This window comes from uncultured Propionibacterium sp., assembly GCF_963539965.1.
In the GTDB taxonomy this organism is placed as follows: domain Bacteria; phylum Actinomycetota; class Actinomycetes; order Propionibacteriales; family Propionibacteriaceae; genus Propionibacterium.
Window position 1 is genome coordinate 1 of sequence record NZ_CAUTOU010000096.1, and the last position, 6,122, is coordinate 6,122.

Genomic DNA, 6,122 nt, shown 5'->3' on the forward strand with positions numbered 1-6,122 from the left:
GCATGGGCTCGCCCCTCGGCGGCGGCCGTGGTGGTCGTGGCGGTCGCGGCGGCTCCGGCACGCAGGGCGCCTTCGGGCGCGGCGGCAGCAGCCGCCGCGGGCGCAAGAGCCGCAAGCAGCGCAGGCAGGAGTTCGACGAGATGCAGGCGCCGACCATCGGCGGCGTGCGCATCAAGCAGGGCGATGGCGGCACCATCCGCCTGCGTCGCGGCTCCTCGCTGACCGATCTCGCCGAGAAGATCGGCGCGGACCCGGCCGCCCTGGTGCAGGTTCTGTTCAACCTGGGCGAGATGATCACGGCCACCCAGTCCGTGCCGGATGAGACCCTCGAGGTCCTCGGCGCCGAGCTGAACTACACCATCGACGTGGTCTCCCCCGAGGACGAGGACCGTGAACTCCTCGAGAGCTTCGACCTGGAGTTCGGCGAGGACGAGGGCGACGAGTCCGATCTCGCCCCGCGCCCCCCGGTCGTCACGGTCATGGGCCATGTCGATCACGGCAAGACCAAGCTGCTCGACGCGCTGCGCCATACGCATGTCGTCGAGGGCGAGGCCGGTGGCATCACGCAGTCGATCGGCGCCTACCAGGTGCAGGCGGAGGTCGATGACGAGAATCGCCGGATCACCTTCATCGACACCCCCGGCCACGAGGCCTTCACCGCCATGCGGGCCCGCGGTGCGAAGTCCACCGACATCGCGGTGCTCGTGGTCGCGGCCGATGACGGCGTCATGCCTCAGACCATCGAGGCCCTCAATCACGCCAAGGCGGCCGATGTGCCGATCGTGGTGGCGGTGAACAAGATCGACAAGCCCGGCGCCGATCCCACCAGGGTGCGCGGTCAGCTGACCGAGTTCGAGCTGGTCCCCGAGGAGTACGGCGGGGACACCATGTTCGTCGATGTCTCGGCCGTCACCGGCCAGGGCCTGGACGAACTGCTGCAGGCCGTCGTCCTGACCGCCGACGCGGCCCTGGATCTTCGCGCCAACCCCGACATGAGCGCCCAGGGCGTCGCCATCGAGGCCCACCTCGACAAGGGGCGCGGTCCCGTCGCCACCGCCCTCGTCCAGCGCGGCACGCTGCGCAAGGGCGACTCGATCGTCGCAGGTTCCGCCTACGGACGCGTGCGCGCCCTGATCAATGATCACGGCGAGCAGGTCGATGAGGCTTCGCCGTCGATGCCGGTCCAGGTGCTCGGCCTGACCAGTGTCCCCGGCGCCGGCGACAACTTCCTGGTCGTCGAGGACGATCGCATGGCCCGCCAGATCGCCGAGAAGCGCGAGGCCCGCATCCGCGCCGCCCAGCAGGCCGCGTCGAGCCGGCGCCGTACGCTCGACGAGCTGTTCGAGCAGATGGAGAAGGGCGAGGCCAGCGAGCTGCTGCTCATCCTCAAGGGCGACTCGGCCGGCTCGGTCGAGGCTCTGGAGGACTCGCTCAGCCAGATCGACGTGGGCGACGAGGTCGACCTGCGCGTCATCGACCGGGGCGTCGGTGCCATCACCGAGACCAATGTCACACTGGCCGCCGCCTCCGAGCCGCACGCCGTCATCATCGGCTTCAACGTGCGCCCGACCGTTCAGGCGGCCCGCATGGCCGACCAGAACAACGTCGATGTCCGGTACTACACGGTCATCTACGACGCCATCGACGAGATCGAGGCCGCCCTCAAGGGCATGCTCAAGCCGGTCTACGAGGAGAAGACGCTCGGCACCGCCGAGATCCGCGAGATCTTCCACTCGTCCAGGGTCGGCAACATCGCCGGCTGCATGGTGCTCGACGGCCTCATCAGACGCAACGCCACGGCGCGCCTGGTCCGTGACGGCGTCGTCATCGCGGAGACCTCGATCAACTCCCTGCGCCGCGAGAAGGACGATGTCACCGAGGTCCGGGAGGGCTTCGAGTGCGGCCTCACACTGGGGCGCTCCGACATCCGCATCGGCGACCAGATCGAGACCTACGAGATGGTCGAGAAGGAGAGGGACAGGTGATGCCCGGCCCCCGCATCGCCAAGCTCGAGGACCGGATCCGGGTCGTCGTCGCGCAGATGCTGCAGACGCGCGTCAAGGACCCGCGCCTCGGTTTCGTCACCGTCACCGGCGTGCGGCTCACGGGCGACTCCCGTGATGCCACGGTCTTCTACACGGTGATGGGCGCCGAGGCCGACCTGGCCACCACCGCCGCGGCGCTCGAGTCGGCGAAGGGCCTGCTGCGCTCGGCAGTGGGCAAGCGGCTGGGCCTGCGCTTCGCCCCGACGCTGACCTTCGTGCCGGACGCGACCACTGCGGCCGCCGCCGACATGGAGGACCTGCTCGCCAGGGTCCGCCGCGCCGACGAGGAGCTGGCGGCCCGCAGGGGCACCCGGTTCGCCGGTGCCGCCGACCCCTACTGGGGCGACGACGAGGCCGAGTGAGCGGACGCGGCGCGCCGACCGGCCCCAGCGGCCTGGTCGTCATCGACAAGCCGGCGGGCCTCACCTCCCATCAGGTGGTGGGGCGCTGCCGGCGCCTGTTCTCGACCCGCCGCGTCGGCCATGCCGGCACGCTCGACCCGATGGCCACCGGCGTGCTCATCATCGGCGTCAACAGGGCCACTCGGCTGCTCGGGCGCCTGGCCCTGCACGACAAGACCTACACGGCCACCATCCGCCTGGGCCAGGCCACCGTCACGGACGACGCCGAGGGCCCGATCGTCTCGGGCGCCGACGCCTCCGGGCTGAGCGGCGAGGCGATCGAGGCCGCCGTCGAGCCGCTGCGCGGGCGGATCATGCAGGTGCCCAGCGCGGTGTCGGCCGTCAAGGTCGACGGCAGGCGGTCCTACGCCCGCGTGCGAGGCGGCGAGCAGGTCGAACTGGCCGCCCGTCCGGTCACTGTCAGCGAGTTCACGGTGCTGGGGCGGCGCGGCCATGACGGCCTGACGGACCTCGACGTCGTCGTCACCTGCTCGTCGGGAACCTACGTCAGGGCCCTCGCCCGCGATCTCGGCGCCGCGCTCGGCGTCGGCGGTCATCTTGCCGCCCTGCGCCGCACGCGCATCGGCGGCTACCGCGTCCAGGAGGCCCGCGCCCTGCCGGACCCTGCCGATCCCGGCGCCGTCGCACCGCCGCTGATGAGCATGGCCGACGCGGCCCGGCTCAGCTTCCCGGTGCTCCGCATCGACCGGGCCCAGCGCAATGCCGTCAGCCGCGGCGCCTTCCTGCCCCTCGACGTGCCCGCCGATCCCACCGGTCTCATCGACCCCGCCGGTGAGCTCGTCGCCCTCTACCGTCCGGACGGGCCGGGCCGTGCCCGACCCGTGGCGGTGCTGGTCGGCGGCGGCGTCTGATGGGCGCCGTATGGGCGGCGGCCGTGTCCATGATCGGCCTCGGGCTGTTCATGGGCTTCAGCCCGACCACCTATGCGCTCGTCGTGCACCTGCTCACGGGCTCCCGCAGGCCCGGACGGGACATCGCCTGGATCTGCGTGGGGCTGGTCGCGGCTGCCACCATCATGCTCGTGGTCTTCCACTTCGTCGATCCCGAGCGTCTCACCGCCCTGCTCAGGCTCAGGGCGTCGGCCCTGCTCGTCCGCCGCGGCACCGATCTCGTCGCGGGCCTGCTCACCCTCATCGCGGGCCTGGCCCAGCTCGTCGACTGGCACCTGCATGCGCCCCGCGGAAGACGGCCCAGGGCGCATCGCGGCGAGCGCGCACCGTCCATGATCGGCCTCGGCCTGGCCGACGGCATCGGGCTCAGCGAGCCGGCGACCATGTACGTGACGGGGCGCATCATCGCCTCGACCGCCGACGGCATCGCTGTCGGCGCACTGCTCTACCTGGTCTTCCTGGTGGCTCTCGTCGGCCCCTACCTGGGCGCCGCCGCCGTGTGGGCGCGCGTGCCGCGTCTGGCGGACGCCATGAGGAGGCTCTTCGAACACGTCTCGGAACTCGACCACAGGCCCGCCGTGGGCGCCGTCCTGATCGGCGTCGGGATCGTCTTCGTCCTGCTCGCCGCCCTGCACCGCTGAATCCCCCGGTCCGCCGGGCTCAGCAGCAGCCCGGCCGCACGTTCTCCTCGTCGAAGCCGATGCGCGCCCGCCAGAACCGGCGCTCGTCCATCGGCTCGTGACCGGGATGCTCCAGCCGGTGCCGCAGCACGTACCGGTCGTACGCGGATTCGCCGGTGAGGTCTCGCCACAGGGCCCGGAACGAACTCAGCATCCCGCGGATGCGGTCCGCGCCCGAGGGCTCCCGCGATCCCGGCGGCCGGTCGGGGGCGGGGCTCATGCCCTCGCCCCCAACCCGGTCTCCTGCAGCCGGGCGGCGCGCTCGGCCTGTTTGAGCCCGGGGATGAGCGCCGGGTCGCCGACGACCTCGTACTCGGCGACGCACTTGCGGTCCAGCCCGGAGGGGATGAACGTGCAGGGGGCGAAGAGGTTCGACTCCTGGTGCGGGTCCTCCGAGGTGGTCGTGTCGCCGCTGCGCAGCGTGCTGACGATGCGGATGACGCCGCAGACCATGACGAACGCCACCGTCACCAGGAAGACGATCGACAGCGTGCCCTGGATGAAGGTGTTGCGCACGATGGCCCGCTCGACGACGATCTGGTCGGCGTCGGTGAGCGTGGCGAGCTGCGCCCGCGCGTCGCGCCATTGCTGCCAGTAGCCGAGAGCCGGGTCGTGCGAGAAGATCTTCTGCCACGACGCGACGAAGGTCACAACCGTGTCGAAGACCAGCGGGATGATCGGTATCCACGCGTACTTGGCGTAGCCCTTGCGCACCACCATGACGGTGACGACGAGCAGCGCCACGGCTGCGATCAGCTGATTGGCGATGCCGAACAGCGGATAGAGCGTCTGGATGCCGCCGCGCGGATCGGTGACGCCCATGAGCAGCAGCGAGCCCCAGGCCGCCACGACGACGGCAGTGGAGAGCCAGGCGCCGACGCGCCATGAAGGATCGGAGAACCGCGGGATCGCATTGCCCAGGGCGTCGGAGAGCTGGAAGCGCGCGACCCTCGTGACCGCGTCGACCGCCGAGAGGATGAACAGGGCCTCGAACATGATCGCGAAGTGATACCAGAAGCCCATCATCGTGCGTCCGCCGCCGACCTGGTGCAGGATGTGCGCCATGCCGACGGCCAGGGTCGGTGCGCCGCCGGTGCGCGAGACGATCGAGGTCTCGCCGACGTCCTCGGCGACGGCCCGGTAGGCGTCGCCGTCGTGGACGGTGATCGTGTTGCCGTTCTCGTCCCAGGTGTCCCAGGTGGCGCGGATGCCGTCGCCGCGGACGTCGGTGACGCCGAGGTTCTGCACGGCGGCGGCGGTGATGTCCTCGCGGTTGTCGGCGGACTGCACGACGGAGCTGCCGGCCAGGTTGTCGACCGTCGCCGTCGAGGTGTTCATGCCGAAGTAGACGCCCTGGTTGAGGCTGACGGCGGCGGCCATCGCCATGACGGCCACGAAGGACTCCATGAGCATGCCGCCGTAGCCGATCATGCGGGCCTGCGACTCCTTCTGGATCATCTTGGGGCTGGTGCCCGAGGAGACCATGGCGTGCATGCCGGACAGGGCTCCGCAGGCGATCGTGATGAACAGGAAGGGGAAGATCGAGCCGGCGAAGACCGGGCCGGCCGTGTTCGTCGCGAACTCGGTGACGGCCGGCATCTCCACGATGGGCCGCACGATGATGATGCCCAGGGCCAGGACGAGGATCGTGCCGACCTTCATGAAGGTGGACAGGTAGTCGCGCGGGGTCAGCAGCATCCACACCGGCAGTACGGCGGCGAAGAAGCCGTAGACGATCATCGCCCACACCAGGGTGGTCGGGGACAGGTGCAGGTGGGCCCGGCCGAAGCCCGAGTTGGCGACCCAGCGGCCCGAGACGATGACCGCGATCAGCAGCGCGAAGCCCACGATCGAGACCCGGGTGATCCTGCCGGGCTGGACGAAGCGCAGCCACAGGCCCATGGCGATGGCGATCGGAATGGTGCAGCCCACCGAGAAGACGCCCCACGGCGAGGCGGCCAGCGCGTTGACGCAGATCATGGCCAGTACGGCCAGCACGATCATGAGCATGACGAAGACGATGACGGTGGCGACGATGCCGCCGACCCTGCCGATCTCGTCGGTGGCCATCTGGCCGAGCGAGCG

General features: G+C 70.6%; 6 protein-coding genes. 4 read left to right on the forward strand and 2 right to left on the reverse strand.

Annotated elements, in window-relative coordinates; all coding sequences use genetic code 11:
• From infB to R2N01_RS10870, 4 genes are all read left to right on the forward strand, one after another.
• Window positions 1–1,985 (forward strand): translation initiation factor IF-2 (infB, locus tag R2N01_RS10855; protein ID WP_316671089.1); only part of this gene is annotated, 1,985 nt, incomplete at its 5' end.
• Window positions 1,985–2,407 carry a 30S ribosome-binding factor RbfA gene (gene rbfA / locus R2N01_RS10860; protein ID WP_316671099.1) on the forward strand — a complete coding sequence of 141 codons (423 nt, stop codon included), beginning with the start codon at window positions 1,985–1,987 and terminating at the stop codon, window positions 2,405–2,407. The genes infB and rbfA, both read left to right, overlap by 1 nt.
• Window positions 2,404–3,318 carry a tRNA pseudouridine(55) synthase TruB gene (gene truB, locus R2N01_RS10865; protein ID WP_316671091.1) on the forward strand — a complete coding sequence of 305 codons (915 nt, stop codon included), beginning with the start codon at window positions 2,404–2,406 and terminating at the stop codon, window positions 3,316–3,318. The genes rbfA and truB overlap by 4 nt, the downstream gene beginning before the upstream one ends.
• A complete protein-coding gene (locus R2N01_RS10870) occupies window positions 3,318–3,998 on the forward strand; it encodes a hypothetical protein (protein WP_316671093.1) in 681 nt (226 codons plus the stop codon). Before truB ends, R2N01_RS10870 begins: the two co-directional genes overlap by 1 nt.
• 19 nt (window positions 3,999–4,017) lie before the next feature.
• On the opposite strand, the gene R2N01_RS10875 is transcribed toward R2N01_RS10870, so the two are convergent.
• Together R2N01_RS10875 and R2N01_RS10880 are read right to left on the reverse strand one after the other, a co-directional pair.
• Window positions 4,018–4,191: a YbdD/YjiX family protein gene (locus R2N01_RS10875; RefSeq protein WP_316671095.1), complete on the reverse strand. Its 174-nt coding sequence runs from the start codon at window positions 4,189–4,191 to the stop codon at window positions 4,018–4,020.
• A 62-nt stretch (window positions 4,192–4,253) separates the two neighbouring features.
• Window positions 4,254–6,122 (reverse strand): carbon starvation CstA family protein (locus R2N01_RS10880; RefSeq protein WP_316671097.1); only part of this gene is annotated, 1,869 nt, incomplete at its 5' end.

Excerpts from the sequence above, each read along its gene's own strand:
- rbfA (WP_316671099.1), top strand. The coding sequence starts at position 1,985 with ATGCCCGGCCCCCGCATCGCCAAGCTCGAGGACCGGATCCGGGTCGTC.
- R2N01_RS10870 (WP_316671093.1), top strand. The coding sequence starts at position 3,318 with ATGGGCGCCGTATGGGCGGCGGCCGTGTCCATGATCGGCCTCGGGCTG.
- R2N01_RS10875 (WP_316671095.1), bottom strand. The coding sequence starts at position 4,191 with ATGCTGAGTTCGTTCCGGGCCCTGTGGCGAGACCTCACCGGCGAATCC.